This is a genomic window from Rheinheimera faecalis, from assembly GCF_021290965.1.
Classification (GTDB): Bacteria; Pseudomonadota; Gammaproteobacteria; order Enterobacterales; family Alteromonadaceae; genus Pararheinheimera; species Pararheinheimera faecalis.
Map to the genome: position 1 here is coordinate 256,126 of NZ_JAJOYT010000005.1, position 24,934 is coordinate 281,059.

The 24,934-nt window shown below is 47.0% G+C and carries 18 protein-coding genes; 13 read left to right on the forward strand and 5 right to left on the reverse strand.

The window, feature by feature from the left end; translation table 11 throughout:
* The first annotated feature begins 125 nt into the window (after window positions 1-125).
* The 4 genes from LSG34_RS11340 to LSG34_RS11355 all read left to right on the forward strand — a co-directional run bounded on the left by LSG34_RS11340 (window position 126) and on the right by LSG34_RS11355 (window position 5,406).
* The gene (locus LSG34_RS11340; RefSeq protein ID WP_233009213.1) at window positions 126-986 is read left to right on the forward strand and encodes a hypothetical protein; all 861 of its coding nucleotides are present in this window, start codon (window positions 126-128) and stop codon (window positions 984-986) included.
* 9 nt (window positions 987-995) lie between these two features.
* Window positions 996-1,337, forward strand: a complete 342-nt coding sequence (locus LSG34_RS11345; protein WP_233009214.1) for a flagellar biosynthesis regulator FlaF — start codon at window positions 996-998, stop codon at window positions 1,335-1,337.
* A gap of 158 nt (window positions 1,338-1,495) precedes the next feature.
* The gene (locus tag LSG34_RS11350) at window positions 1,496-3,565 is read left to right on the forward strand and encodes a M13 family metallopeptidase (RefSeq protein WP_233009215.1); all 2,070 of its coding nucleotides are present in this window, start codon (window positions 1,496-1,498) and stop codon (window positions 3,563-3,565) included.
* A 329-nt stretch (window positions 3,566-3,894) separates the two neighbouring features.
* Window positions 3,895-5,406 (forward strand): MFS transporter, encoded by a 1,512-nt coding sequence (locus LSG34_RS11355; RefSeq protein WP_233009216.1) that lies wholly within the window; start codon window positions 3,895-3,897, stop codon window positions 5,404-5,406.
* 90 nt (window positions 5,407-5,496) lie between these two features.
* Here the strand turns inward: LSG34_RS11355 and rlmF are convergent, their stop codons facing one another.
* Together rlmF and LSG34_RS11365 are read right to left on the reverse strand one after the other, a co-directional pair.
* Entirely contained in the window at window positions 5,497-6,432 is a 936-nt protein-coding gene (gene rlmF / locus LSG34_RS11360) for a 23S rRNA (adenine(1618)-N(6))-methyltransferase RlmF (RefSeq protein WP_233009217.1), read from the reverse strand.
* 21 nt (window positions 6,433-6,453) lie between these two features.
* Window positions 6,454-7,494, reverse strand: coding sequence for a LacI family DNA-binding transcriptional regulator (locus LSG34_RS11365; RefSeq protein WP_233009218.1), 1,041 nt, complete (start codon window positions 7,492-7,494; stop codon window positions 6,454-6,456).
* Between the two features lie 658 nt (window positions 7,495-8,152).
* On the opposite strand from LSG34_RS11365, the gene LSG34_RS11370 reads away from it, so the two are divergent.
* The 4 genes from LSG34_RS11370 to LSG34_RS11385 all read left to right on the forward strand — a co-directional run bounded on the left by LSG34_RS11370 (window position 8,153) and on the right by LSG34_RS11385 (window position 11,427).
* Window positions 8,153-9,010 carry a MipA/OmpV family protein gene (locus LSG34_RS11370; RefSeq protein ID WP_233009219.1) on the forward strand — a complete coding sequence of 286 codons (858 nt, stop codon included), beginning with the start codon at window positions 8,153-8,155 and terminating at the stop codon, window positions 9,008-9,010.
* Window positions 9,011-9,024: 14 nt separating this feature from the next.
* Complete coding sequence (locus tag LSG34_RS11375) at window positions 9,025-9,399, forward strand: DUF3019 domain-containing protein (RefSeq protein WP_233009220.1); 375 nt, start codon at window positions 9,025-9,027, stop codon at window positions 9,397-9,399.
* Window positions 9,399-10,094, forward strand: a complete 696-nt coding sequence (locus tag LSG34_RS11380; protein ID WP_233009221.1) for a response regulator — start codon at window positions 9,399-9,401, stop codon at window positions 10,092-10,094. The genes LSG34_RS11375 and LSG34_RS11380 overlap by 1 nt, the downstream gene beginning before the upstream one ends.
* 157 nt (window positions 10,095-10,251) lie before the next feature.
* The gene (locus LSG34_RS11385; protein WP_233009222.1) at window positions 10,252-11,427 is read left to right on the forward strand and encodes an ATP-binding protein; all 1,176 of its coding nucleotides are present in this window, start codon (window positions 10,252-10,254) and stop codon (window positions 11,425-11,427) included.
* Window positions 11,428-11,450: 23 nt separating this feature from the next.
* Here the strand turns inward: LSG34_RS11385 and LSG34_RS11390 are convergent, their stop codons facing one another.
* Entirely contained in the window at window positions 11,451-12,125 is a 675-nt protein-coding gene (locus LSG34_RS11390) for a DUF3334 family protein (protein ID WP_233009223.1), read from the reverse strand.
* A 141-nt stretch (window positions 12,126-12,266) separates the two neighbouring features.
* On the opposite strand from LSG34_RS11390, the gene LSG34_RS11395 reads away from it, so the two are divergent.
* Window positions 12,267-12,818: a sugar O-acetyltransferase gene (locus LSG34_RS11395; protein WP_269822868.1), complete on the forward strand. Its 552-nt coding sequence runs from the start codon at window positions 12,267-12,269 to the stop codon at window positions 12,816-12,818.
* Here the strand turns inward: LSG34_RS11395 and LSG34_RS11400 are convergent.
* Entirely contained in the window at window positions 12,815-13,519 is a 705-nt protein-coding gene (locus LSG34_RS11400) for a substrate-binding periplasmic protein (protein WP_233009225.1), read from the reverse strand. The genes LSG34_RS11395 and LSG34_RS11400 overlap by 4 nt on opposite strands.
* A 145-nt stretch (window positions 13,520-13,664) precedes the next feature.
* On the opposite strand from LSG34_RS11400, the gene LSG34_RS11405 reads away from it, so the two are divergent.
* Entirely contained in the window at window positions 13,665-14,849 is a 1,185-nt protein-coding gene (locus tag LSG34_RS11405; RefSeq protein WP_233009226.1) for a Bcr/CflA family efflux MFS transporter, read from the forward strand.
* Here the strand turns inward: LSG34_RS11405 and LSG34_RS11410 are convergent.
* Window positions 14,846-16,345 (reverse strand): YifB family Mg chelatase-like AAA ATPase, encoded by a 1,500-nt coding sequence (locus LSG34_RS11410; RefSeq protein WP_233009227.1) that lies wholly within the window; start codon window positions 16,343-16,345, stop codon window positions 14,846-14,848. The two genes, LSG34_RS11405 and LSG34_RS11410, sit on opposite strands and share 4 nt — an antisense overlap.
* Window positions 16,346-16,663: 318 nt before the next feature.
* On the opposite strand from LSG34_RS11410, the gene LSG34_RS11415 reads away from it, so the two are divergent.
* Genes LSG34_RS11415 through LSG34_RS11425 form a run of 3 tightly spaced genes read left to right on the forward strand, consistent with a single transcriptional unit; the run spans window position 16,664 to window position 24,925 of the window.
* On the forward strand, window positions 16,664-17,971 hold the full coding sequence (locus tag LSG34_RS11415) for a tetratricopeptide repeat protein (RefSeq protein WP_233009228.1): 1,308 nt from the start codon (window positions 16,664-16,666) through the stop codon (window positions 17,969-17,971).
* Window positions 17,961-19,133, forward strand: coding sequence for a FecR family protein (locus LSG34_RS11420; RefSeq protein ID WP_233009229.1), 1,173 nt, complete (start codon window positions 17,961-17,963; stop codon window positions 19,131-19,133). The genes LSG34_RS11415 and LSG34_RS11420 overlap by 11 nt, the downstream gene beginning before the upstream one ends.
* Before the next feature lie 23 nt (window positions 19,134-19,156).
* On the forward strand, window positions 19,157-24,925 hold the full coding sequence (locus LSG34_RS11425; protein WP_233009230.1) for an Ig-like domain-containing protein: 5,769 nt from the start codon (window positions 19,157-19,159) through the stop codon (window positions 24,923-24,925).
* The last annotated feature ends 9 nt before the right edge of the window (window positions 24,926-24,934 follow it).

Genomic DNA, 24,934 nt, shown 5'->3' on the forward strand with positions numbered 1-24,934 from the left:
AACGGAAAACCGCAGGCGGTGGATCTCTGGCGATAAAATAGCCGTATTTAACTGGCGAAACAGCGCCATAAGGTTAAACTAGTAAGTAGTTTAATTTCTGGTCGCCCGATCAGATGGAGTTTGTGATGATCAACAATGTCAGCCCGGGTTTTATTCCGTCAACACCGACAGTAAATCCTGCTGCGACACCCAGTTCCGGGGCCGCTTCTGCCAACAGCAGTACTGCGTCTTCAGCCAGCAAAAAGGCTGAACTGGAATTTAGTCCAGGCCGCAATTCGGCAAAAGACTATTCTGCTGTGCAGCAAAGTCTGGCTAAAGGCAAAGGCGCGGTAGAAAGTGCGCAGGCCGCCACTACCGACATAAAAGACTCTTTGGTGAAGGTGCGGGATGTTGCGACTAAGCTGGCAGATGATTCGTTAGCTGCACCAGAGCGTGAAAAATTACAGAAAGAGTATTCCGCTTTGCGTTCTGGTATTGAAAAGTCACTGGAAGGGGCAAGTTATAAAGGCGCTGATGCTGGCAAAGGTGTGAACTTGCTGACAGATAAAGACAACACCAAAGTGACAACCAACAGTTATGGTAGTCAGTCTGAACTTGCTAGCAGTCAATTGGATAAACGCCTCGGTTTACCAGAAAAAATTGGTTCAGCGGCAGAAGCTCGTGAGTTATTAAATGGCAAAGAAGGTAAAACCAGTGCTCTGGCTTCTGCCGAAAAATCTGTCAATGAAAGCTCAGAACGTTTAGCAAAAGACGATAAAAAACTTAAAGCTCAGTTAGAAACGGCCACTGCTGTCAGTAAAGCTGCAGCCAGTCTGGAATCTGAACGTACTGGTGGCCGAAATTCAGCCCGTGCAGCCCCGGATGAAGAAAGCAGAGCCGCATTGTTAAAACAGGCCGAGGAAACCCGGCAACAGTTAAAACAACAAACTCTGGGCATAGGTAATAAAGATCAAGGCGCCCGCTCCCTGCTGAGTTTATTCAATTAAGCCGGTCTGATGCGAAGCCCATTGGATCTGTATCGAACTACCCGCCTTTTAGCGTCGAACACCAAAGCTCTTGAAGCTCAGGTGTTTCGTCGCGTCTTGTATCAGTTGGAAATGACAGCACAAGCTTCTGAATTGGAGCAAAGCAAAGCTTTGGCCGATCTACGTGTACTTTGGCTCACTGTTTTAGGTTTAGTGACAGATCCAGACAATCATTTGTCACTCGCCTTACAAAAGAACTTAGAACAACTGGCTCAAGCTGTGATTGCTGAACTCGATTTACCTGCAGCTGAGCAAGACAGACCATGGCTGGTTCAGGTGACCAGTCAAATTGCCGAAGGCCTGGAAGCCTGACTTGTTGTTGACGTCTTGATCCTTTAGCAAAGCTGAGCTTGGTCTGGTTTGCTTAGCCACTAGTCTCAGTCAAAATCTAAAAACTGGACAATAGCCTTCTTTTCTTTACACTGGTTTTGCGTAAAAACTAATAACTAAAATTAACTTCAGGAACAACCATGTTAAATAAATCTACTCTGGCCCTTGCTGTGCTTTTTGCGCTGGCAGGCTGTGATAAAGCCCAAACTCCAACTCAAACCACTGAAACTCCACCTGCAGCTGTGGCTGAAGTGAAGACCTTAACTTCAGGTATTGAGCTGTCCAATATGGATACCAGCGTAAAGCCACAACAGGACTTTTTCCGTTATGTAAATGGCAACTGGCTGGCAAAAACTGAAATTCCGGCAGACAAAGGCCGTTGGGGTAGTTTTGATGAATTACGTGAAAACGCGGATAAACAAGTTCTGGCTATAGTGCAGGAACTGGTCGCAAAAACTGCAGAGCCAGGCACTGATATCCAGAAGATTTCTGATTTCTACCGCTCTTATATGGACACCGCCACACTGGATACTCTGGGGTTGGAACCGCTGAAAGCTGAATTTATTAAAGTGGATGCTGTCAGCTCTCATGCTGACTTGGCAAAACTTTGGGGCGAATTGCAGGCTGAACGCACCGGTACTCCTGTGGTGTTATATGTTGGTCAGGATCAGAAAGCATCCGATCAATACATTACGCAGGCAAACCAGTCAGGTTTAGGTATGCCGGACCGCGACTACTATCTGAACAGCGATGAAAAGTCGAAAGAAATCCAGCAAAAGTATCAGGCTTATATCACTAAAGTAGCAGAACTGGCTGGTTGGACTGACCCTGCCAAAGTGGCCTCAACTGTTTATGCCATTGAAAGCAAACTGGCACAAGCACAGTGGAGTCGGGTACAAAACCGCGATCGTAATGCCACTTATAACAAGCTAACCGTGGCACAACTTGCTGAAACAGCTCCTGGTTTTGATTGGGCCGCGTTATTAGGCGCAGCTAAACTCGCTGATGTAAAAGAACTGGTGGTGCGTCAACCTACGTACCTGACCGCTTTTGCCAAACTGCAAAGTGAAATTTCTGTTGCAGACTGGCAGACCTATTTAAAATTCCATCTGGTTCGCGCGAACAGCCAGTTGCTGGCCAGCAGCTTTGATCAGGCCAGTTTTGAGTTTTATGGTAAAACCTTGTCTGGTTTGGAAGCTCAGCGTGACCGTGAAAAACGTGCTGTAGCTGCGCTGGAAGAATCCTTAGGCTTTATGCTGGGCAAAATCTATGTGGAACGTCACTTTAAACCTGAAGCCAAAGAGCGGATGGATCAGCTGATTAAAAACCTGAGGGTCGCTTTTAAACAAGCTATTGATGGGCTGGAGTGGATGAGCCCTGAAACGAAAAAGGCGGCTCAGGAAAAACTCACTAAATTTAACGCCAAAATTGGCTACCCTGATGTATGGCGTGACTACAGCTGTTTAGAAGTCAAAGCCGGTGATTTAGTGGGCAATATGCAGCGCAGCAGCCAATGTGAATTCGACCGCATGGTAGCTAAATTAGGCAAGCCAGTGGATCGCACTGAATGGGGTATGACACCTCAAACCGTCAATGCGTACTACAGCTCGACGATGAACGAAATTGTTTTCCCTGCTGCTATTTTACAGCCACCATTTTTTAACGTAGATGCGGATGATGCAGTGAACTACGGTGCCATTGGTGGTGTGATTGGTCACGAAATTACCCATGGTTTTGACGATCAGGGCCGTCGCTCAGATGGCAATGGTAATTTAACCGATTGGTGGCAACCTACAGATGCAGAGCAGTTCCAGAAACGTGCTCAGTTGATGATTGATCAGTACAGCGCCTTTAATCCTATTGATGATTTAAAACTGCAGGGTGCTTTAGGTTTAGGTGAAAACATTGCTGACTTAGGTGGTTTAACTGTCGCCTTTAAAGCTTACCAAACTTCGTTACAAGGCAAACCTGCCGCTGTGATTGATGGCTTTAGCGGCGATCAGCGTTTCTTTATGGGCTGGTCTCAGGTCTGGCGTATTAAGTTCCGTGATGCGTCTTTACGTCAGCAAGTGATCACCGGACCTCATTCACCAGGCATGTACCGTGTGCTGGGTGTGCTGTCGAATATGCCTGAGTTTTATCAGACTTTTGATGTAAAACCAGGTGATGGTATGTACCGTGACGATGCGGTTCGGGTCAAAATCTGGTAATAAACCAGACGTAGATAGAAGGACGCTTTTTAGCGTCCTTTATTTTTTAAGTGGTGCAGGGCATAGTAGATTTGGGTTGCTGCTAAAAGTAGAACCTGGCCTGACCTGAATACGTATTCATCTTGTTGTATAGCATGCATCGCTGTTCTAATCGGGCACCCTACAAAAGAATGTGCAGCATAGATAGACTGCATCTAGATCTCAGGATAAAGGTCTGCAGACCAAAAGCCAAAGTGCTTCGCCTGAGATTAACGCCGAATTTTATTCAAGAGTGGCTGGTTGATGGATTTATTCCTCAATAAAGCCGCCGGACTCAACAGGACAACGATATGCAACAAAAGCCCAATCTCAGTTTTTGGCAAATCTGGAATATGTGTTTTGGATTCCTGGGGATCCAGTTTGGTTTTGCTCTGCAAAATGGTAACGTCAGCCGGATTTTCCAGACGTTAGGTGCCAGTATTGATGAAATCCCTATTCTTTGGATTGCAGCCCCTTTAACAGGTTTATTAGTGCAGCCTTTGATTGGCCACTTTAGTGATAAAACCTGGACTAAGCTGGGCCGTCGTCGGCCGTTTTTCCTTTATGGCGCTATAGTCACTACCTTAGCGTTATTTTTTATGCCCAACTCGCCTGGCTTGTGGATTGCTGCTGGTATGTTGTGGATTTTAGACGCTGCCATTAACGTCACTATGGAGCCCTTCCGTGCTTTTGTTGGCGACAACTTAAATGCCAAACAACGCCCTATGGGCTTTTCAATGCAAAGCTTCTTTATTGGTGTGGGAGCTGTTATAGCATCTGCTTTGCCCTGGATCCTGACCAATTGGTTTGAGGTTGCCAACACTGCACCTGAAGGTCAAATCCCTGATTCAGTGAAGTACTCTTTTTATGTGGGCGGTGCTGTATTACTGCTTGCTGTGCTTTGGACTGTGATCCGCAGCAAAGAGTACAGCCCTGCTGAACTGGCTGAATATGAAAAAGCTGAACTGGCCGAGCCAAATCATCAGGCACCTGCTATGCAGCCAGCAGGTTCAGGTAAAACCTATTTCCACCGTGGCTGGGCTTTTGTGTTGGTCGGTATTATCTGTCTGACGGTTGTGTACAACTGGGATATGGACAAACAGCTGTATATTCTTGGCGGCGGTTTAGCTGCTTTTGGTTTATTGCAATGGCTGACCAGCTGGTACAAAACCAAAGAAAACTACAATATGGTGGTGCAGATCATCGATGATTTGTACAGCATGCCTATCACTATGCGGCGCTTAGCTGTAGTACAGTTTTTCTCCTGGTTTGCATTGTTTTCATTATGGATTTATACCACAGCCGCTGTCACTGCCACTCATTATGGCAGCAGCGATACCACCTCAGCCGCTTATAACGAAGGCGCAGATTGGGTCGGCATTTTGTTTGCAATTTACAATGGTTTTGCCGCTATTGCAGCCTTGTTAATCCCTATTATGGTGCGCAAGTCCAGTATCCAGTTGACGCACAGTTTTAACCTGGTCTGTGGCGCTTTTGGTTTATTTGGCTTTATGTGGATAGAAGATCCTATGATGTTGTGGATCCCTATGATTGGTGTAGGCATGGCGTGGGCATCGATTTTATCTTTGCCTTACGCTTTGTTAGCCGACAGCCTGCCTGCCAACAAGATGGGGGTGTACATGGGGATATTTAATATCTTTATCGTGTTACCGCAGTTATTAGCTGCCAGCATTTTGGGTTCGCTGGTCAATCATCTGTTTGAGAAACAAGCTATTTATGCGCTGGTGATAGGTGGTGTGAGCTGGATTATTGCCGCTTTGTATGTACTGCGAGTCAAAACCCGCCGCTTAGCGTCTAAATAAGTGTTTAAGCCATAGTTCGCATAGCTCTCCCGCTTCTGGCCTTGTTTAGCGATGGACAGGCCAGAAGCACCTTTACTGCTTCCGCTGTTGTTATTTCTTTTGCCACCTGAATTGAGCCCAGAGCTGACGCTGTTTGTCCGGCATAAAACTCCAGGCTAAAATCCGGCTTTGTTTATTGCCTTGTTGCATGTCAAGCAGTTGGTGTTGTGCTCCCAGCTTGTTCAGTTGCAGCTGCAATGCGGGCACATTCTCTTGTTTTGACACCAGACTGCTAAACCACAACACTTGCTGCGCATAACTTTGACTTTCTTCGATCATAAGACGGATAAAGGCAGCTTCGCCACCATCACACCATAGCTCATGCGAACGGCCAGCAAAGTTCAGCTCTGCGCTTTTTTGCCCAAGATTTCGGGCTTTACGTTCACTGCCTTCCAACGCCTGTTCAGCTGAGTTATGAAAAGGTGGATTGCACAAGGTCAGATCAAATAAATCATCAGGCTGAATAATGCCGTGAAAAATATGTGCTGACTTGTGTTGCTGACGCAAAGCGATTTTATGGTTCAGCTGATTTTGGTTGATCAAAAGCTGAGCTGCAGCCACAGCGTCCTGATCCAATTCAGAGGCTGTGACTTTCCAACCGTATTCAGCTTGAGCCAGCAATGGGTAAATCAGGTTAGCGCCACAGCCTGTATCCAGCAGCTGTACTTTGCTGCCGGTCGGAACTTTGTTTTTATTCAATAAAGCGAGCAGGTCTGCCAGATAATGCAGATAATCAACCCGGCCTGGTACCGCAGGGCATAAGAAGCCATCAGGCAGTTGCCAGTGCTCCACAGAGTACATGTGCTTTAACAGCGCTTGATTCAGAGTTTTAACTGCAGCTGGATTAGCAAAGTCGATTGATAGCATGCCATAGCCATTATCGCGGACAAAAACAGTGAGTGCAGGAACTGCGGCACAGAGGGCTGCAAAATCATAGGGTTGATGGTGTTTATTTCGCAGATGCAAAGCTTTGTTGGATATCTTCATCAAAGGAACCTGGGCTGCAGCTTAACGCTCTGCAGCACCACAAGATTGACGGACAATAATTTTTGGCTGAATTTCTGTTAATTCTACGGCCTGATGGTTAATCAGTTTTAGTAAGTTAACCACCAGCATTTCACCAGCCAAAGAAGTATTTTGTTGAATAGTAGTTAAAGCCGGCGAGGAAAATGAAGCAACAGGAATATCGTCAAAACCTACTACAGCGACATCTTCAGGCACTTTCAGGCCTTTTTTCTGTAATGCACGAATAGCACCTATCGCAATCAAATCACTGGCACAAAACAGCGCATCAAAGCTTTTACCCTGAGCGTGAAGTTCGTTAATCGCATCAAAACCTGCTTGTTCTGTTGAGATAGCATCCAGCTGCGCCACAGTGTCTTCGGCTATTCCTGCTTGCTGTAAGGCGTGCACCATGCCTTGATAACGGGCCAAAAATTCAGGGCTGTTGTCGGATGCATTGCCAATAAAAGCAAAACGTTTTCGACCTTGTTGTAACAGATGTTGTCCGGCCAGCTTGCCACCTTGCAGGTTATTACTACGAATAGTGAATTCAGGATGGCCATGCACTTCAGCGCCCCAGCAGACAAAATGGGTTTGCTGTGCCAGCAGGGTATTGAGTTTTTCTTCGTAATCTTTGTAGTCGCCATACCCCAACAGAATAATACCATCGGCTTTTTTACTGTCTTCGTAGTCAGCGTGCCAGTCATTACTTAGCTGCTGAAATGAGACCAATAAGTCGTGGCCACGTTGACTGCAGGCGCGGGTAATACTGCCGAGCATAGCAAGGAAAAATGGATTAATCTGGGATTCGTCTACAGTCGGGTCTTCAAACAACAAAAGCGCCAAAGTACCAGTCGTCTGCTTGCGTAAATTACTGGCGTTTTTATCCACCTTGTAATTCAGCTGTTTGGCGATGGCAAAAATTTTGTCTTTGGTTTCCTGATTAACCGCCGGGCTGTCACGCAAAGCACGCGAAACTGTGGATTGCGATACGCCGGCCAGATAAGCGATATCAAAAGAGGTCGCTTTTCCTTTCATCGGTGTCATCGGGGCTATTCCTGGCTGATTTGTTGACTTCATATACCCTTCTTTCTTGAAGCTGCAGCTGCGTTGACTGCGCTCTCTCGCCCCAATCGCATAGGACGACTATGCTCATGGGGCCTCGTTCTCTTGTCGCCTTGCCGCAACTCCAATTAATTTGGGTAACACCCTTCTTTCTTGAAGCTGCAGCTGCGTTGACTGCGCTCTATCGCCTCAGTCACATAGGACAACTATGCTCTTGAGGACTCTATTTCTTGTCGCCTTGCTGCAACTCCAATTAATTTGGGTAATACCCTTCTTTCTTGAAACTGCAGCTGCGTTGACTGCGCTCTCTCGCCCTAACATAGCTTTATCTGCGAGACGGGCTGGGATAAACCCAACCCTTACGATAGCTCTTTGTTACCACTACAGTCACTGACTTGTTTATTCTTATTTATAGTGGGCATCATAGCATTAAATTGGCGCCTGGTATCCTTTTCGAAGGGCTCCCTAAGTACCTCATTATCTGACTTAAATACGTATTTTGTTAAGCTATGGATCCCATCTTTTAGCCTGGTTGGTTTGTGATTGGACGCGGCAATTTGTGCGAAGTTGTTAACTTTACTTAAGCTGTTTTGCATTAACTGCTAAAGTATGCGGCATTCATAGTATGGGTCATGTGTCGATGAAATCAGTAGTTTGGCTTTTTCTCACCTGCTTTTTGGGTAGCAGCGCCGCTTTGGCATGCACCAGAGACGAAGACGGTTGTGTAGAGTCTGAACAATTTCAATTGTCTGTTGCTTTGGGCGCAGGACAACGCAGTAACCCTCTGTACGATGGCGAAAGCTTCCCTATGCTGCTTTTGCCGGATTTTAGTTACTACACTGACAGCTGGTTTATTGATAATGGTACAGTGGGTTACAGCCTTGCACAGAATGACCAGTTCGCTGTTAGTCTTGTGATGCGACTGAACTCTGAAAAAGGTTACTTTCAACGCTGGTTCGCTGGCAATGTGATCACCATGAACACCTCCGGTTCTTTTTTACCTCCAGAAGTTGAAATTGGCACTGAAAAATCAATGAGTGCGGTTTCAGTTGAGCATGTGAAAAAAAGACCAACAGCTGTGGATGCAGGGCTGCAGTTCAACTGGTTTGGCGAACAATGGCAAAGTCGGCTGAACCTGTGGCAAGACGTCAACTCAAAGTATGAAGGCCAGAATGCCAGTCTGAGTTGGTCAAGGTTTTGGCCTCTGGCTGGTGGTCAGTTTGATCTGAGTACCAGCTTGTACTGGAAAAGTGCCAAACTGATCGATACCTATTATGGTGTAGGTGAAGATGAGCTGTATTACCTGGAACGATACCAGGGGAGAGCCAGCTGGCAACCTGAATTACGTTTAGGCTGGCAGAAGGCTCTGACTTCACGCTGGTCTGTGCTTACTTTTTATAGATATCTGCATCTGGATGATGCCATGACGGATAGTCCGTTAGTGCAGGATGATTCAGTGCAGACCTGGTTTGTAGGTATGAGTTATCGCTTTTATTGACGTAAGGATTGGGAATGCTAGGGCTGTTATTCGCCGGTAATATGTTGCTGGTAACGGCCCAAACCCCTGAATGCAGGGCTGAATTATGCTGGTCTGTAAGTCCGGCTTTTTGCGTTTCTGCAACACCAGACCAACAGTGTGAAGCTCAGCTCAAAGTCAGTTGGAGCAGCAACAAAGCGGAAAATGTATGTCTGTATTTTGCACAAGAAAAAATGCAGTGTTGGCAACAGGCACAGCAAGGACAGTGGCAGCAATTGTTAAGCTGGCCGGGTAAAACGGAAGTCAGATTGCAAAATGACACGCAAGTGTTGTTGCAGAAAGAGTTAATTGTATTAAGCCGTCAGCCGGAAAAAAGACGACGTCTGGTGGCACCCTGGAGTGTGTTCTGATGCAAAAAATCTTATTGGTTGAAGATGATGCCCGCTTGGCTGCTTTAGTGCAGAGTTTTTTACAGCAACAAGGTTTTGAAGTCCGGTTGGAAAGCCGCGGCGATACAGTCCCGGCTATTTGTCAGACCTGGCAGCCCGACCTCGTGATCCTGGATTTGATGTTACCAGGTATGGACGGTTTTACTATTTGCCGTACTATTCGTCCCTGGTTTACGGCTCCTATTCTGATGTTAACAGCCAAACAAGGGGATATTGATCAGGTTCTTGGTCTGGAATTAGGTGCTGATGATTATGTCATTAAACCTGTTGAACCTCGTGTATTGCTGGCACGGGTGCACGCTTTGTTAAGACGAGGCAGCCCAGCGCAAAAAACTGAAAATCAGGAGCTTAGTTTTGGCAAACTCAATCTGAATAACAGTGCCCGTGAAGCTCACTTTGCCGACGAAATGGTGGAGTTGACCAGCTATGAATTTGATTTGTTATGGATGCTGGCTAAACATGCCGGCCAAACAGTAAAACGTGAAGCTATCCATAAACAAATTATTGGTCGTGAGTATGATGGTCTGGATCGCACTGTTGATGTCAGAGTGTCGCATTTGCGCCGTAAACTGAATGACAATGCGGAAACACCTTTCCGGATTAAAACTGTCTGGGGTAAGGGGTATTTGTTCGTTGCTGATGCCTGGAATAGCTAAACCCTGCTCACTTGGAGCCGCAGCTTTGTTGACTGCGCCCGCTCGCCCCAATCACATAGGACAACTATGTTCATGGGGTCGCGCGCGCTTGCCGTCGCGTTGCAACTCCAATTGCTTTGGGTTTTAGACAGTGTCCAGGCTATTCCTGCATTTTTATTTGTTTATCTCGCTTGTACTTATAGGGGTAGGCTGGACTGTAGAGCGTATTTGGCAGGAAACCCAAAGCCAGGTACCGCCCTGGGTGTTGTTAGTCGCTGACAATCTGGCAGGCCAATTGCGTACTCAGTCTTTACCCCAAGCTAAATTATCCTCTGCTCTGGAAGCCACCTTATTGCCCGCCGGTAGTATTTTATGGTCTGAAGCTGAACTGGCTGCGCTAAAAGCTGGTCAGGTCGTGCCTCTGTTTACCACAGATCAGGTGTTCTTTTATGCCATGCAACAAGGTGAGTTATGGCAACTGGGGCCTGCTGATTTGACCGAAAGTACAGTACCTTCCTATTGGTTTAGCCTGTTATTTTTGGGCTTATTAGCTGTGGCGGTTTGGTTATGGCTTTGGCCCGTCGCCCGCGATATTCAAATGCTCAGGCAACAGTTATCCAACCCAAATGGCGTTGCCGCAGTCCCTGTTCGTTCCTTTATTGCCCCTATTGCGCTTAGTTTCGAACAGATGCGCCAACAAATTCAGCGTCTGCTTGGTTTGCAGCGTGAAATGACTCAGGCCGTCTCGCATGAATTACGTACGCCTTTAGCTCGCCTGAGTTTTGCATTGGAGTTGTCTGCTCTGCCCACGGATGAAAAGCAATTGATGCTGAATGATGTCAAAGAGCTGGAGCAACTTGTTGATGAAATGCTGGACTATGCGCGGTTGGAATCGACTCAACCCCAGCTGAAGCTGCAACAGGTTGATCTGTCGGAGTTGTTACAAAACTTAGTAGAAAAGCTATCGCCTTTACCTGGCGCTGCCATCGAGCTACAAGCCGGACCTTGTTGTGTTTATGTCTGTGATGGCCATTATCTGGAAAGGGCAGTACAAAATTTATTGGTGAATGCAAAACGATTCGCTCGTGACAAGGTACTACTCAAATTAGACAGTACGCAGAATGCAGTTGAAATTACAGTTGAAGATGATGGTCCTGGCATCGCATTGGAGCAACGGGCTGAAATTCTGAAACCTTTTGTCAGATTAGACCCAAGCAGACAAAAAGGTTTTGGTGGTTTTGGTTTAGGGCTGGCTATTGTATGCCGCGTGCTGGAATGGCATCAGGCCAGTATTGAGGTAGGAGAAAGTTCTTTGGGTGGTGCCAGTTTCAGGATAAAACTGCCGTTAGCTTAATCTGTTAACGGCAGCACACAGAGTTAAAGTCCCAGATTTTTCAGGAAATCATCATCTGCGTCAGAGGTTAACACCTCCACAGCTTCTGCTTCTGCCGCGTTGGTATTGGCAATAATATCGTCCGGATTTTCATCCCGTGCCGGCACAAAATCGTGCAACTGAATAAATTCAGTTTTATCCATCGACAATTCCATATAAAAAATGGCGTGGTTTGGTGTACTGAAAGTGACCCGGCGAGCCTGAGGCTGATCCAGCTGGGTATTGATCATGATTTGCACTTGTTTATTAATCGCCATCATTTTGGGCTGACTTTGATTAATAGAAGTTTGCAGCTCTATACGAACTCTGTTGGTGAAGTCACCAACGATTTGATTCATCAGTTCGCCCATCACATTACTGACTTCGTCTGACGTATGGAAATTAGCCAATTCAGATTCTGGCATGCCCATGCTCATCATATACTTACGGTAAATTTCCATCGCGGCTTGCGATGTAAAGTTGATAATGACTAAACCAGAAAAACCACCGTCAAATAATACAAAACAGCCCAGATCAGGACGTAAACAGGTTTTCTGGATTTTTTGCACCATAGGTGAGTAAGCAACTTTATCGTTGCCAGCTGCAGCTAATACCTGAGTAACAGACTGGCAGAGGGTGAGCAATATTTCTTCGGTGGTGACTACTTTCGTTTTTTTCATCTCATAGACCCAGCTAAACAACGACATTAGCCTTAGTATATCTCTATTCCAACGCATAACACTATAAAAAGCCTGAAGCTTTGTGTTAACAGCTCAGCTGATATCACCCTCTTTCAGGCAAGTTGAATAAGGACAAAATTGATGACTGAACAGGAAAAAATGGCTGCAGCTTTATGGTTTAACCCGGCTGACAAAACCTTAGCGAAACAACGGCAGCAGGCTAAAGCCTTGTGCGCCCAACTCAATCAGCAAGGGCCTTTGCCTTTTAAAGCACATCAACAGCTGGCTGGACAGCTATTTGGCAAACTCGGCAGCTGTTATATCGAACCCAACTTTTTCTGCGACTATGGCACTAACATTGAACTGGGACAGAATTTTTATGCCAACCACAACTGCGTTATTTTAGATGCGGCTAAAGTCCGTATTGGTGATGACGTATTGTTAGGGCCTGGGGTGCAGATTTACACTGTGACTCATCCGCTGGACGCCACACAACGTAAAACCGGACTGGAGCAAGGTAAAGCTGTGACTATAGGCAATTCAGTCTGGATTGGCGGCGGAGCTATTATTTTGCCCGGTGTCAGTATAGGTGACGGAGCAGTCATCGCCGCTGGTGCAGTAGTGACTAAAGATGTTCCCGCTTATGTGGTGGTTGCAGGTAATCCTGCCCGTGTGATTAAAACTCTGGATTAAAGCCGGGGTTTATCGTGAATTTTTTGCAATTCGCCTGACTCTGTCAGGTGAAGTAAACCTGAGTTAAATTGAGCCTGAAGTTTGGCATTCCAAAATGCGGCCGGATAATCGACAGATGGAAAAATCCGGTGCATTTGGATGCTGCCGCTGCCATAGTTTTTGTTAGCGTAGTAGGCCAGTACTTTGGCATCTCCCACCATCAACTGCACTCTGTCATTCATCAATAACTCAAATTGCTTCTCTCTGTCCGCTTCCTCCAGATAATGAGCTTTCTTAATAATGGCGGAAAAGTCAGGGCCTAACACTTCATTAGCTTGTTGATACGCAACAATGGTTTTGCCGGCAAGGTCTTGTAGCGTATTAATTTTAATTGTTTTATTGCTTTTTTGAATGACTACGTCCAGCACGGTAAAATAAGGCTGGCTGTAAAACGCGCCTGGGTAAGGCACGGCAACAGGGCTGGCAATATCGAGTTTTTGTTCTGAAAATAGTTTTAATAAGCGGCTGTAACTATAAAGTTCGAATTCGGCTTCAATACCTTCACGCTGCAAAATAGCTTTCACTATTTCATAGTCCACCCCAGTGATTTCGCCCTGAGCATTACGATAAGCCCATGGCGCTGAATCATGTAAACCCACCTTCACAGGGGCGGCTTGCACCAAAGTACAAAGCAAACTGAGTAAAAAAATAAGCTGTTTCATAAAAGACTCCGGCAAGATGCTGGTCAGCAGACCTGCAGTGTTTTTAACACAGTTCAGGACCAGTGTCGCAATTTTTACGATGATGCCCGGAATAATTGTTCACAGGATCAGGTATTATTTAGCCTTGTCCTGTAGGGGGCTCATCATGAGTAAAACAGTTTCTTTTGGTTTGTTGCTGCTGCTTGCCAGCATCATAGCTATTACCCCTTTAGCCATCGATATGTACTTGCCCGCTATGCCAGTGATGGCTACTGAGCTTGGCACTGATATTGGCCTTATTCAACAATCATTAAGCATTTACCTGGCTGCTTATGGGATAGGTATGTTGGTGTTTGGTCCGCTGGCTGATGCTATTGGCCGTCGTCCTTTGGCTCTGGGTGGACTGTTATTTTTTAGTCTCGCCAGTTTTGCGTTAGCATTTTGTCAGGATGCACAGTGGTTATTGGGGTTGCGCGCTTTACAGGCTTTTGCCGGCAGTGCTGCTACTGTTGTGGTGCCTGGAATTATCCGAGCCTTGTATCAGGAAAATACCGCAAAGGGCATGTCCTATGTGTCGATGATTATGATGATGGCTCCATTGATCGCACCGGCTATAGGCAGCGCTGTGCTTTGGGTTGGGCATTGGCAGGATATATTTCTGGTATTGGCCTTGTATTCCGCTTTGATCTTGCTGCTGACCTGGCGCTTTTTACCTGACCCTGTACCTGTAGCTAAAGGTCGTAAACTGGAGTTTTTTTCCGGCTATCGTTTTGTTTTTGCCAATGTTGCGGCACGGCCACAAATTGCGACCTCCATGTTTGCCTCTTTTGCGTTCTTCTGTTTTTTAACCGCAGTGCCTTTTGTTTATATTGAGTACTACGGTGTGAACGAACAACTGTTTAGTCTGCTGTTTGCGCTGAATGTCGGCATGCTGATGCTGGCTAACTTTTGCAATAGCAGATGTGTTGGCCGGTTTGGTCCGCAGCGTATGCTAAATCTGGGGCTGGTATTGGCCTTATGCAGTGCCAGTGTGCTTAGCCTGGCGAACTGGTTTGAGTTGGGTCTGGTGTTTACTGTGCTGAGCATAGCTCCATTGATGGCAAGCTTAGGTTTGATTGCAACCAACGCCGATGCGATGATTTTAATGCGTTTTCCAGAACATAGCGGCACAGCCACTGCTGTGATTGGCACCTTAAGGTTTGGTAGTGGTGCCTTAGCCGGACCTTTGTTAGCTTTGGCTTATACAGGTACTGCTTTACCCTTCTCATTGTTAATGTTTTTTGGGGTGGTATTGATTGCTATCAGTCAGTTTTTAGGTGTGCATCAGGGGCGGCCAACAAAAGAAGCTTAGGATTGTAAATAGTTAAGTAAACGGTCAAAAGAGCGGTAACTTAAGGCTTCAAGTAAATCATGGCGCTCTATCTGAGGCCGCTGCGCTAAGTCGGCCAGAGTACGCGCTACTTTAAGCAACTTATGATAACTGCGGGCTGAAAGTTTCAACTGGGTCAGACAGCTTTCAAAGTAGTCGGCATCTGACGGAGTTAAGTAACAATGTTGCTCCAGTTCAGTAAGGTTCAAACGCGCATTAGCTTTGCCTTGTCGTTGCCATTGTATGGCTCTGGCTGAATGGACCCTTTGTTTCACTTGTGCACTGGATTCTTCGTTTTTGGGCTGGCTTAAACTGCCTTTGGCTAATAAAGGGACTTCTACCTGCAATTCAATTCTGTCCAAAAACGGGCCGGATAAGCGGCTTAAATAACGGCGGATTTGTTCAGGACTGGAGCGGCCATCTTTATGATGCCCTGAAGGGCTTGGGTTTAATGCAACGACCAATTGAAAGCAGGCAGGAAACTCGGCTTGCCGTGCTGCTCTGGAGATAAAGACTTTGCCACTTTCCAGAGGTTGGCGTAATGACTCCAGCACGGTGCGCGGAAACTCCGGCACTTCATCCAAAAATAAAATGCCACTGTGGGCTAAAGATATTTCTCCTGGACGAGGCACTGAGCCACCCCCAACCAATGCAACGGCAGAGCAGGTGTGATGAGGCTGGCGAAAAGGTCGCTGGTGCCACTGTTGCAAAGTTCGGGGTTGTGCTGCCACAGAATAAATCGCGGCGGTTTCTAAGGCCTCCTGATCTGTCAGTGTGGGGAGAATACCGGGTAAACGTTGTGCCAGCATAGATTTACCTGTGCCTGCAGGCCCAAACATCAGCAAGTTGTGTTCACCGGCTGCGGCTATTTCCAGTGCTCTTTTCGCCTGAGCCTGACCGCGCACTTCGGCTAGATCCGGATAAAGTTCAGCTTCAGTAGGTGGAATAGCCGGAATAGCAGGTAAAGCCTGCTGGTGTAACAAAAAGGCGTGCAGCTGCAACAAATGTTCGGCACCACAGAGCTGCATATCTGGAATTTGTTGCGCTTGTACGGCATTTGGCAGCGGAAATACTGCGGTATGTCCGGCCATTTTACAGGCCAAAGCTAAGGGGATCTCTCCGACTATGCTGCGAATCTCACCCGACAATGCCAGTTCACCAAAAAATTCGTAGCCGGACAAATCCGCTTGTAACTGACCGCTCGCATGCAGTATGCCAAGGGCAATAGCTAAATCAAAACGCCCGCCTTCTTTGGGCAGATCTGCGGGTGCCAGATTGACGGTAATTTTATGATCAGGGAACTCAAAACCGCTATTAATCAGTGCACTACGTACTCTGTCTTTGGCTTCTTTGACAGAAGTTTCAGGTAAGCCGACCAACTGAAATCCAGGCAAACCCCGGCTCAGGTGTACCTCCACTGTGACCAGCGGTGCCAGCAAACCGCAGCGGGCTCTGCTGTGAACTAAGGCCAGTGCCATAATTCATCCTTAAATAACTTTGTTTACTTAATTTTAACCTTGAACGGCGAATTCGCCAGCAGTAGCGGTGAATTGACAAAAGTGCATCTTTAAGCTTTGGCCGACATAGATAAATCTCTGTTTATAAGGGCTATTTATTTAGCTTTTCTGCTGTGAAATACAGGAGTGCGGCTTTCATTTTTTACATTTCCTGCTATTCCTCTTACAGCAGAGCAATAAACAGGCAGCGCGACACTCATATTTGTCCGGCCATAATAAATAAATGAGGTTGCTGTGAAAAAAGTCGGGGGACATAAAGCGAAGATCAGGTCAGCCTCTTTGCTGTCTATCTTTCTGGTGAGCTTGCTTGGCAGTGCAGTTTTTTCGCTTCAGGCTGAAACACCTGGCATCGAACAACAAAAAGCTGCCTTTATTCAGTTGGTGCAATCCGGCCAGATGGAACAGGCTTACCAACTGGCGACGGCTTTGGAAACAGAATTGGCTGGCGATGCTGATTTTGATATGGCGTATGGCCGTATCGCCTTGCAGGTTGGTCAAAATGACAGAGCTGTGTTTGCGCTTGAGCGGGTTGTGGCTGAGAAACCTGCGTGGCAGCAAGCCCGCTTTACTCTGGCTCAGGCCTATTACAAAACAAAAAATTATCCTGCCGCTTTACGTCAGCTCGCTGAATTGGAACAACAACCTCAGGCCGATTTAGCAGAGCCTGTTGCTAAACTACGCAGTGCAGCCGAATGGGAACAAAATAAGTTAAGTGGTTATCAGCGGCATAAAATCAAATATGCTTTTGGGCATGATGACAATGTGAACAGTGGCACAGCGGAAGACCGGATTTTTATCCCGTCTCTTGGTGAAATTGATGTGTTCCCACAAAGCAAAGCGAGCAGTGACTACTTCCACCAGTTTGGGTACGGCTTTGATGGTCGCTGGCAGCAGGATCAACGTTATGCCTGGTTAGCTGATGCGCAGTTGGGTGCTACTCAGTTTAATCAGTTATCAGAGTTTGACCGCGAAACACTGGCCGCACGTTTTGGCTACGAGGCTGATTATCAACACTACAGTTACAGCCTGAGAGCCTACAGCAGACCTTTACGGTTAGGCGGTCAGTTGTATCGTAATGACTGGGGCGGCCAAATCAGCGGGCAGTATCAATTAAATGCCACGCACTCTTTGGGTCTACAGTGGGTATCAGGCCGTTCTGATAACAGAATAGATGACAGATTAAATCTGACTGTGCATGCCATCAGCGCTTCATGGGAGGGCAAGGGTAACCGCTGGATTAATCAGGCTAATATCAGCTTTTCCACTGAACGCAGCCGTCTGGACAGTGCTGATTACAACAGCAGAGACGTCGGTTCATTAAGTTACACCAGCATCTGGTTGGCCAGTGCTTCTCATATTTTGATTGGCAGGGCCGAATTTCAGGATATTCGTTATAAAGCACCCCACCCGATCTTTGCTCTAAAGCGGGACGACTCGTTATTTTCCGTCAGTGGTAGCTGGATTTGGCAGTATTCGGCCTCCATCAGCACTGAACTCAGATGTAGCTACACTGATAAGAACAGCCCTGTCACTTTGTATGAGTATGACCGCACTGAATGTGTGCTAGGAGCCAGTTATGCCTTCTAAATTTACCTTGTATGCGATACCTGTAGTTGCTCTGTGTAGTTTGGCCTTATCAGCTCAGGATCAGACCAGTCAGGAACAAACAAAGAATGCGGGCCTGACGCTAATGGCCAGAGGCAACGTCACGGCAACGGCCACAGATACGCGGCAAAGTCGCGATCTAAGCCGCAAAGCGCCAGTCTTTAACATTGATCAGGTCAGTACGGGAGCAGAAAGCCAGGCTCAATTCAGAATGCTCGATGGTGCTTTATTGGCCTTGCAAAGCGACACAGAACTATTGATCTCAGAGTACAAAGCCGGTTCAGCCACAGAGCAAGGCTCTGTTGTGATGGAATTGGTCAAAGGCAGTCTGCGTACAGTCACTGGTTCTATTAAAGGAGAGGCAGGTAACTATCAGTTAAAAACCCCAGTGGGTAGTATTGGTATTCGTGGCACGACCTTTCAGTTGTCTTATATCAACGAAATTATGCTGGTAGGTGTATGGGATGGCCAGATTGAATTACAGATTACCCGTGCTGACGGCACTGTGCAAAACGTGACTTTTGGTGGCGGTCAGAGTGCTTCCTTTGCACAAATCACTGCGGCGGGGCAGGTGACCCCTTTGTTGTCTCCTCCTGCTGAATTCGCAGGAGATACGACTGGTGGTGCAGGCAACACCAATTCCAGCAGCTCAGACACAGCTGCAAATACAGCTTTTACTGATGCGACCAATTCGTTGTCCGCTCAGGGGTCTGAAGATACCTCTTTTATCGCAGAGCAAGCCTATCAGGGCAGTAACAATCAAATTCCGGTAGCTGAGTTGATTGCTGCGCGTTCAGGCAGTTATCAATACGCCAGTATTGAACAATTCAGTGTGCAAAGTACAGAAGGTGCTGTGTCTGATTTTCAGGCCAGCATGACGATAGATTTTGACAATGGCACAGTACCACAAGGTGAGTTGTCTTTTAGCGATGCAGGTGGGGAATGGTTTGCAGCCTTTAATGGTGTGGTAAATGTTGATCAACTGGAACTGGGTGTTAATTTCGCCAGTCACGGTAATGAGAGAGCTCAAGGCCAGATAGATACCCTGTTTGTTGACGGCATTGATCAGATCCTCGGCCAATTTGTGTTGAGTGAAATTGAGGATCCCACAACCACTGCCGGTGGTGTCTTTTTGATCAAATAGCCCAGCCACAAAGGATGAACACTATGTATCTAGTTCTGCTTCGGGAGTTTTTTCGGCGGGGGGTAGTTATCACCTTTTGCGTGTTGCTGGTCGCCTGTGGCGGCGGTGGATCTGGTGGTGAAGCCGTATCGGATAACCCTACAGGGGGGCAACCCCCTGTTTTGCCACCTCCAGTGAGCGAAACTCCGGTTGAAATGGGTCTGATGGTTGCTTTTGGCTATAACTCGCTGGTGGCGGGCGCACCTTTTAAAACCAATCAGGTGCAAAGTCTGGCGGTTGGAAATGGCACAGCTAACTATCGTTTTCCGCGTTCAGGAGAGAGCATCAGTGGCAATATAACGATCGCTGTGGATGTGGCTGATCCGGATGGCATCGCCAGAGTTTTGGTTGGCTTTAATGGCAGTGAACAGGCCTTGGTGTTGTGTGAGGTAAATTGTGGCGCATCCTTTTCGCAAACTGTGACTGGGGTGAATCCCCGTAATTTTGGTTTAAGTCCGGGGTCCTTACGCTTGGAACTTTGGCTGGAAGACCAACTGGGCAACCGTATTTTATTTGATGCCCGTGATATTGAGTGGTTACCTGAAGCTGTGGTTGGCGTAAACACCAGTCGCACTGCGGGTACTTTGCAGGTGAACTGGTCAGCGAACAGCAGCGCACGTCGCTACAACCTGTATATTGCGGAGCAACCAGGTATTACCCCGGAAAATATCCTGACTAAAACCGGGGGGCGACAATTTTTAGCCTTGAGTCAAACCGGCTTTTCTGTACCTGCTGTGGTGGATAGCCAACGTTATTTTGTGCTGATCACTGGTGTTGATGCATCTGGTGAAAGCCTGTACTCCGAACAGCATGTGATCCAGCCTGTTGGTGCTCCGCAATTTTCTTTACCTGTAGCTGCCGCAGATCAATTTAATCTGAATGAAGATGAAGAGCTTAGTGGTTTCTTGCTGGCTAACGACAGTCATCCTGATGCTCGAAGCTTTAGTCTGGATAGTCAGGTGGTACGCTCACCTGAAAACGGCGCCGTGCAGCTTAATGCTGATGGTTCCTTTGTCTATAAACCCGCAGCAAACTTTGTCGGCAACGATAGTTTTATTTATCAGATCACCGATACTCAGGGCTTAACGGCACAAGCGCTGGTCAGCCTGACTGTATTACCAATAAATGATCTGCCGGTAGCTCTGGACGACAGTTACAGCCTGAATAAAAACACCAGCCTTAGTATTGCCTCTCCTGGTCTTTTAGCCAACGATCTGGACCTGGATGGCGATAGCCTTATTGTCGATAGTATTGCAGTTACCAATCCTGCTCATGGCAGCGTGCAGCTGAATCCGGATGGTGCTTTTAGTTATACGCCAACTGAAAATTATACAGGCGAAGATTTTTTTGTTTATCAGTTAACAGACGGGCAAGGCGGTGTAGCGCAAGCTAAAGTGACACTACTGATTGAAATGACCAATGCGGCTCCCGTTGCGCAAAACGACAGCTATCAGGTCGGGGAAGACGAAGAGTTAATAGTGACTGCCGCTGCCGGTTTGTTAGCGAATGACACAGACCCGGATGGCGATACTATTAGCCTGCAACCTGAGCTGCTAAGTACAGTACAGAATGGTCAACTGCTGTTGGCATCGGATGGCAGTTTTCAGTACCTGCCGGATCAGGATTTTTTCGGTACCGACAGTTTTAGCTATCAAATCGCAGATCCCGCCGGTTTAGTCAGCGCTGCAACTGTAGTCTTAAACGTCTTAGCGCAAAATGATCCCCCTGTAGTTCAGGCTGCAAGTTTTTCGGTGAATCACAATACCCCACTATCTGTGGCAGCACCTGGTTTATTGGCTTATGCCTCTGACGTGGACGATCAAAATTTAACCCTGGATGGCCAGGTTGTTGTTGCGCCAACAAAAGGCTCTGTGCAGCTCTCGCAAGATGGCAGCTTCAGCTATTCAGCAAATTCTCAGGAGACTGGCTCTGATAGTTTTGTGTTCAGGGTTTTGGACGGCACAGGTGCTTCCAGCACAGGTACAGTGGTGATTAATATTATTTATCAAGCCTCGGCACCTGTTTTAGCTGACGCCAGCTACCAGCTATTTGCCAACTCTCCGAATGGCTATGCGTTTGCTCAGTTGACTGCGGCAGACAGCGATCCGAATGACACCGTCTCGTTTAGCATAATCAGTGGCAATGACGCAGGGATTTTTAGTTTATCAACCTCTGGCTTATTCATGGTTGCGGATGCAACACAACTGGCTCAATTCTCAGGTACAACAAAAACTTTAGTGGTGCAAGCGCAGGACAGTTATGGCCTGATTGATCAGGCGGTGCTGCAGATCCAGATTGTAGCTATACCAGTGATAGCCCAGCCTGATACTTATAGTCTGGCTCAGGGCTCAACCTTAACCGCCACTCCCGGCGTGTTGGCCAATGACAGTGAGTCTTCATCTGCCACTTTGACAGCCAGCCTGATTTCCGGACCTGCCCATGGACAGCTGACGTTAAGTGCAAATGGCAGTTTTGTGTATACGCCAGCCCCAACTTTTTATGGCTCAGACAGCTTTATCTATCAGGCGTCGAATGGAACTTATAGTGCTCAGGCTATGGTGACACTCAATGTGCTGTCCACGCCGCCGTCTTTGCAAGCGAACTTTGATGCCTACACCTTAGATGAAGACAGTACTCTGACTGTGACTAGTGCTGATTCGTTATTGCTGAACGACAGTTTTAACCCAAATGAAGCGCTGACTGTCAGTCTGGTGCAGGCTCCTCCTTATGGCACCTTAAGTTTAAACACAGACGGCACTTTCACGTACCAGCCGGCTGCCAATTCCTACGGTGCTTACTATTTCACTTATCGGCTGACTCAAGGAGCAATCACTTCTGATGCTCAGGTGGAGTTAAACATCAGTCCGGTTAATGATCCGCCGTCGTTACAAGACGCCGCAGTCACTATTTCAGATGATTATGTGAATGCTCAGCATGTGTGGACCATGACTCAATACGATGCCGATCCGGGGAGTTACAGTTATCAAATTTTATCCGGAAACTCAGCCGGAGTTTTTGCCATTACTGCCGGTGGCACTATTCAGATTGCTAATTCATCCTTGCTGGATGCAGGCACCACAGCTTCTTACAGCCTGGTGGTACAAGTGACAGAAAATGGTGATGCCAGTCTGGTTGATACGGCAAGCGTCGTGATCACTGTGATTGCTGCTCAAACCTTTGAAACTTCTGTTATTGCCGATAATAGTTTTGCCTCTGGCGGTAATCTCTCATTACAGATGATGCTTAGCGGCGAATACAATAATCCTACGCAAGTTATTCCATTAAGTGATGGTCGCAGTCTGGTGATTGGGACTGTCGGCCCTGCTGCCTCATCAAAGATTTTTGTTGCCAGACTTACAGCAGATGGTGGTATAGACACTAGCTATGCAGACCGGGGACTATTCAAAAATAAAATACTTATAGACTCTTTGTCAGAGCAAAGTGTTGCGGCGGTCGTTACCAGCAGCAATGAATTAGTGGTTTTGGTCAATTATGTCGACAGCCTGGGCTCAGGGTTTTTCCTGTTTAAACTCAGTGAGACAGGAGTATTGGATGGCTCTTTTGGTAGCGGCATGGGCAATATTGTTTGTGCAGCCAATGAGTGTGGTGGTCATGCTGAGGCGACAGATCTTCTGCTGAATAATTTGGGGCACTATGTTGTCTCTGGTTCCAGAGACGGCACGAATGCTTTTGTACTGGAGTATGCTGATTCCGGCTATCAGGCTGGATGGATCAGTACGCTAAGCAGTATGGAGCAGTTTGATCTGGTGCGGCAGGACTCTGATCATAATTATTACGTTGTAGGCCAATCGTCCACCGCCTCTATTATTGTGGCTCGTTTTTCGTCCTCTTTTAGCCTCGATACTACAGCTTTTGGTTGTGATACTAATTTGCCTCCGGTGTGCTCCGGGTATCGGGAATATAATTTCTCTTTTGCTGAAGCCAAGGCTTATGACGCTGTACTGTATAACGACGAATTGTATGTGGTTGGCAGTGTCACTGAATCATCAGCACCAACCAGCCCGGACGGGCTGGTGTTTAAACTGACTTATGACGGCAGTCTCGACCCCACTTTTGGCACTAGCTCAGGTTTTACGCAAGTGTATGGCAATGCCGGTAACCCTTTGCATTACAAGTCAGTCGCATCAGATGCAACAGGGCTTTATATTTTGACCAGCACAGACGGTGTAAACGATGATTTGATTTCCGTCAGTTATTACGATTGGACGGGACAATTTATACAGGATCAACCTCTGGCTGCAGACGGACAATTAAAAGCTTTGGATCTGCAAAGTGACGGGGTTGCCATATGGGTATTGCAGCAGTTCAGTAATCCGAATTATGGCGCTGTTGGCAGTGTCAGTTTTAACTGGATTGGTAAATATCAGCTAACCACGTTACTGGCGGATACTTCATTTTCTGCGGATGGACAACGCTGGTTTAATGCAGGTTTCAGCAGTGACACTGTGCAAGGCAGTCGCAGGTTAGTGCTGGGCAGTCAGGTGAATAAAACGCTGTTTTATGGCTACAGCTACTCTTATGTGAATGGGAACTATCAACAGGCTTTTGTCGGCAGACTCACCTCCAGTGGAGCTTTGGACCAGAGCTTTGGTAATCATGGTTTGGTGTTACTGGCTGATGATCAACTGGCAGAGATGGAGGTGAATACAGTACTTGAAGCTGGTTCAAATCAGTTGTACGTGGCAGGTTCAGGATTAGATACAAACAATGATCAGATAGGTTTTGTAGCCAGATTGGACCAGGATGGCTCTGTGGATCAAGGGTTTGCTGGCGGTATTGTTGATCTAATCCCAGCTCAGTTGGGCAGCTACAACGGATCAGCGGCAGTGCATTTACAGCTAAAAGCAGATGGTCATCTGATTGTGGGGGCTGAATACAGGCAATTTCAGGACAATTCTGATATTGCCTTGTTGCAATTGAATACCGATGGCTCATTGGACGCAGGTAACTTTGGTTCATCAGCTGCAGGTTTTACGCTATTTACTGAAATAGACACAAACGCCCAGACCGAAGAAAGACTCAGTCAGATGAAACTGGACCCGGCGGATGACACTCTGGTCATTGCCGGTCAATACAAACTGATGGCAGATCCCAGACTTTATGTCGCCCGTTTTAATGAAACAGGCCTGCTGATGAATACTGCCAATAGCCCTTCCGATACTTTTGGGGACGCAGCTCAGGGCTACAGCGTGATCAATCTGGTCGACAACAGCAATGACCAGACCAAATATTCTGAGTATCTCAACGCTCTGGATTTTGATGCCGGACAGAATCTGATTTTTGCCCTGTCAAAAAATTATGAAGGAGATGAATCGCATTATCTGTATCGATTACAGCGCAATGGTTTGAGCGACACTTCATTTAATTCCGGTAGCCCCAGACTCTATAACAGCTTCAGCGATCAGACGCCTGTTGATTTGGAGATTAAAGCTATCCATACCGATGCTGAAGGCCGATTATTGATGGTGGGTACTTATGGTGTGAATGCCTGGGTTGGACGAGTGCTGCTGGACGGCAGTGGTAGCAATGTGGGTCGCTGGGACCCTGCCTTTGAAGCGAATTCTGCGACCCCAGGGGCTTACTTATTTACCGGATTTACCTTCTCCAGCGATTTGTTTATGCAACTAACCAGCAGCAAAGTCACCCTGGGCTGGAGTAACTACGATGCTAGTGGGTACAGTGCAACACTGCGGCAGTATCAACTCTACGAATATGATCCAAATTTCATTTAGTGAGTCATT

What these genes read in the sequence shown, in the direction of transcription:
- LSG34_RS11400 (WP_233009225.1), bottom strand. Translation starts at nt 13,519, where the DNA reads ATGAAACAGCTTATTTTTTTACTCAGTTTGCTTTGTACTTTGGTGCAA.
- LSG34_RS11420 (WP_233009229.1), top strand. Translation starts at nt 17,961, where the DNA reads ATGCCTTCTAAATTTACCTTGTATGCGATACCTGTAGTTGCTCTGTGT.
- LSG34_RS11380 (WP_233009221.1), top strand. Translation starts at nt 9,399, where the DNA reads ATGCAAAAAATCTTATTGGTTGAAGATGATGCCCGCTTGGCTGCTTTA.
- LSG34_RS11345 (WP_233009214.1), top strand. Translation starts at nt 996, where the DNA reads ATGCGAAGCCCATTGGATCTGTATCGAACTACCCGCCTTTTAGCGTCG.
- rlmF (WP_233009217.1), bottom strand. Translation starts at nt 6,432, where the DNA reads ATGAAGATATCCAACAAAGCTTTGCATCTGCGAAATAAACACCATCAA.
- LSG34_RS11410 (WP_233009227.1), bottom strand. Translation starts at nt 16,345, where the DNA reads ATGGCACTGGCCTTAGTTCACAGCAGAGCCCGCTGCGGTTTGCTGGCA.
- LSG34_RS11395 (WP_269822868.1), top strand. Translation starts at nt 12,267, where the DNA reads ATGACTGAACAGGAAAAAATGGCTGCAGCTTTATGGTTTAACCCGGCT.
- LSG34_RS11350 (WP_233009215.1), top strand. Translation starts at nt 1,496, where the DNA reads ATGTTAAATAAATCTACTCTGGCCCTTGCTGTGCTTTTTGCGCTGGCA.
- LSG34_RS11390 (WP_233009223.1), bottom strand. Translation starts at nt 12,125, where the DNA reads ATGAAAAAAACGAAAGTAGTCACCACCGAAGAAATATTGCTCACCCTC.
- LSG34_RS11340 (WP_233009213.1), top strand. Translation starts at nt 126, where the DNA reads ATGATCAACAATGTCAGCCCGGGTTTTATTCCGTCAACACCGACAGTA.
- LSG34_RS11355 (WP_233009216.1), top strand. Translation starts at nt 3,895, where the DNA reads ATGCAACAAAAGCCCAATCTCAGTTTTTGGCAAATCTGGAATATGTGT.
- LSG34_RS11375 (WP_233009220.1), top strand. Translation starts at nt 9,025, where the DNA reads ATGCTAGGGCTGTTATTCGCCGGTAATATGTTGCTGGTAACGGCCCAA.
- LSG34_RS11405 (WP_233009226.1), top strand. Translation starts at nt 13,665, where the DNA reads ATGAGTAAAACAGTTTCTTTTGGTTTGTTGCTGCTGCTTGCCAGCATC.
- LSG34_RS11365 (WP_233009218.1), bottom strand. Translation starts at nt 7,494, where the DNA reads ATGACACCGATGAAAGGAAAAGCGACCTCTTTTGATATCGCTTATCTG.
- LSG34_RS11425 (WP_233009230.1), top strand. Translation starts at nt 19,157, where the DNA reads ATGTATCTAGTTCTGCTTCGGGAGTTTTTTCGGCGGGGGGTAGTTATC.
- LSG34_RS11370 (WP_233009219.1), top strand. Translation starts at nt 8,153, where the DNA reads ATGAAATCAGTAGTTTGGCTTTTTCTCACCTGCTTTTTGGGTAGCAGC.